This window comes from Bradyrhizobium sp. (genome assembly GCF_049581145.1).
Lineage (GTDB): Bacteria > Pseudomonadota > Alphaproteobacteria > Rhizobiales > Xanthobacteraceae > Bradyrhizobium.
Window position 1 is genome coordinate 1 of record NZ_JBAURI010000601.1, and the last position, 2,935, is coordinate 2,935.

At 65.8% G+C, this 2,935-nt stretch carries 4 protein-coding genes; 1 reads left to right on the plus strand and 3 read right to left on the minus strand.

Translation table 11 applies throughout. The features are described 5' to 3' along the window. From WCB02_RS19845 to WCB02_RS19855, 3 genes are all read right to left on the minus strand, one after another. Window positions 1-310: hypothetical protein (locus tag WCB02_RS19845; RefSeq protein WP_423960663.1), on the minus strand; the 310-nt coding region annotated here is incomplete at its 3' end. Between the two features lie 145 nt (window positions 311-455). Then, window positions 456-800 carry a DUF883 family protein gene (locus WCB02_RS19850; protein WP_423960664.1) on the minus strand — a complete coding sequence of 115 codons (345 nt, stop codon included), beginning with the start codon at window positions 798-800 and terminating at the stop codon, window positions 456-458. Between the two features lie 125 nt (window positions 801-925). Further along, window positions 926-2,041, minus strand: coding sequence for an AI-2E family transporter (locus WCB02_RS19855; protein WP_423960665.1), 1,116 nt, complete (start codon window positions 2,039-2,041; stop codon window positions 926-928). A gap of 260 nt (window positions 2,042-2,301) precedes the next feature. On the opposite strand from WCB02_RS19855, the gene WCB02_RS19860 reads away from it, so the two are divergent. Continuing rightward, window positions 2,302-2,935: L,D-transpeptidase (locus tag WCB02_RS19860; protein ID WP_423960666.1), on the plus strand; the 634-nt coding region annotated here is incomplete at its 3' end.

Here is a 2,935-nt window from a genome sequence, read left to right on the forward strand (position 1 = left end):
GCATGGGATCCGCCAGCATGTTGTGGGCGGCCGATTTCGTCTGCTCGGCGGCCCGCGCCGCGCGGACCGCGATCTGGCGCTTGCGCACCATGTAGCTCCCGGCCGCGATCAGCGTCACGACGAAAAACAGGCCGGCGCCGGCGAGACAGGCCGCAACCAGCCCATAGCGCTGCAACACGACGACGAACAGCGCGGCACAGAGAAACGACGTCGTTATGAACAAGGCGATGGCCGCGATCGCCGCCAGTGATGTCAGCCGCACCGCGGTGCCGGCGGAAACCTTGAAATCATCGATCATGTGCCGGAACATCGGAACCCCCCTCGGACGCGGACGCCAGCATCTGGCGTCCATCAACGTCATTTCGTCAATCGCACTCTACTCATCGCGTCTCATCAATCGCGCAGGATCAACGGCGCGGCTGCGGGCGACGCCGTTGCGTGGCTGTGCCATCGTCTCAGCGGCGCCAGATCGCGCCGATCAGAAAGCCCAGGCCGAGCGCCAGCCCGACGGTTGCGAGCGGGCGGTGGGTGATGACGTCTTCCAGCGTCTCCTCGATCGAGCCGGCGGCGTCATGCGCGGCCTCCAGCATCGCGCCGCCGCGCGCCGACATGTCGTCGAGCGTGGAATCCATGTTGGAGCGGGCTTCCTTGTAGCCGCGCCGCGCCTGCTTCTTGGCGGCGCCGGCAAAGGTGTTGAGCGCGTCGGTGATCTGGTCGGTGAGGGCTGCGATATCGTCTTTCACGGCGGTTACTTCCTTCTCAAGGCGTTGGGTGGTCGCGTCGTCCGTCAGGCTGGTCATTGTGTTTCACCATTCGTCATCGACCCTGCATTGGCTGCATCTTATTCGGTTATTTTGGCTGAAAACGTTTCTCCGGAGCGGAAGTTCCGGTGGCCTGCGCGGTTCGATGCCGCATCGCTGCTGCATCAGTCTTGCGGCAGCTGCGGCGCGGAGACCGGCACCAGATGCTCCTTGACGATGAGCGCGACGATCAAAAGCGGCGACGACAGGAAGGCCCCCATCGGTCCCCACAGCCAGGTCCAGAACGCCAGCCCGAGGAAGACGGCGAGCGCATTCAATTCCAGCCGGCGGCCGATGATGGTCGGCGTGACGAAATGCCCTTCCAGGAAGGCGATGCCGACGAACGCCAGCGGCGCCATCAGCGCGGCGCCGAGCGTCGGCAGCGCGATGACGCCGACCACGACCAGGATCACGAAGGTCGCCACCGGGCCGATGATCGGGATGAAGTTCAAGGTGGCGGCGAGCGCGCCGAGTCCGCCCGGATTTGGCATGTGCGTGACCGCGCAGACGATGCCGGTCGCGATCCCGACGCCGGTGTTGATGATCGTGACCGTCAGCAGGTAATTGCCGAGATGGACCTCGATCTCGTTCAGGATGCGCAACGTTCGAAGCCGCGCCGCGTGATCGCCGAAGGTCATGATCAGGGCGCGGCGCAGATCCTTCCAGCTGGCGATGAACAGGATCAGCGTTGCGAAGAACAGCAGGAATTCGGTGAAGGTCGGCGACAGGAACTCGATCGTGGGCTGCACCCACTCGATCTTCGGTATCTGAAACGAGCTCAGCCCGTTGGAGCTTCCGCCCACCATCCCCTGCAGCTCGTGCCACAGCGCCAGCGGACGATCGAAGATGTGCATCTTGTCCCTGAGCCGGGAGGCCATTTCCGGCAGCCGGTTGGTCCATTCCATCAGGGGGGCCGAGATCAGGCCGATCATCAAGGTCGCGCCGGCCGCGACCGTCACCACGATCAAGACGGCTGCGATTCCCCTGGGGATTTTATAGCGCTCGAGCAGGTTCGCGGCGGGCGACAGCATGGTGCCGACCACGAACGCCATGATGACCGGGAGGAAGAAGGCCTTTGCCGCCCACAGCACGGCGACGACGCAGATCAGGAGCAGCGCCACCAGCGCGAAGGCCACGACCTCCTGGCGGCGGATCACCGGCGGCAGTTCGCCTTTGCTATCGGGGACCGGCGTGCCGGACGGCGCATTGGGGAGAAGACGCTCACTCGGCATGACACGCACGATTCGGTTCTCCCCGCGCAAGGGTGATGCGCCACAGGTAGCGAACAGGGCCACCCAGCCCGCGCCTGGAAGCCCGCGCCTTGCTAACGAACTCTCCGGCCTCAATGCGCGGCGGGGCGTAAGGGTTCCATCGCATGAACGTGACAACGCGTGAGCTTGACAGCCTCGTTATCGGCGCTGCTTCGGCGGAACTACGGCGGCCGTCGCGGCGTTGGGCTGGTCACGAAGCATCCAAGCGATGCGTATCCCAGGGGCAGCACATGACACAGCATCTCTCCGCGACCGGCAGGTCGTTGCGTTCGACGAGTGCGCTCGTCGTCGCCGGCATCCTGCTGCTGACACCGGCCGTCTTCTCCAGCGCGGCGCAGGCGCAGGAGCTGGGCTATGCGGCGCAGGATCCGGGCGCCTCGGCGCCGGATGACGCGGCGACGATGCCGCCGGCGGTCGAGGATGAAGACAGCCTGCTGCCCGACAGGCTGCGTCGCCAGGTCGTGAGTTTCGACGGCAGCGAAGCGCCCGGCACCATCGTGATCGATACCGCCAACACCGCGCTGTATTACGTGCTCGGCCAGGGCCGCGCCTTGCGCTACGGCGTCGGCGTCGGCCGCCAGGGCTTCACCTGGTCGGGGGTGCAGACCATCAGCCGCAAGGCGGAGTGGCCGGACTGGTATCCGCCGGCCGAGATGGTGGCGCGCCAGCCCTATCTGCCCCGCTTCATGGCCGGCGGTCCCGGCAACCCGCTCGGCGCCCGCGCGATGTATCTCGGCAGCAGCGAATACCGTATCCACGGCACCAACGATCCGACCACCATCGGCAAGTTCGTCTCGTCGGGCTGCATCCGCCTGACCAATGAGGACGTCACCGACCTCTTCAACCGCGTCAATGTCGGCACCA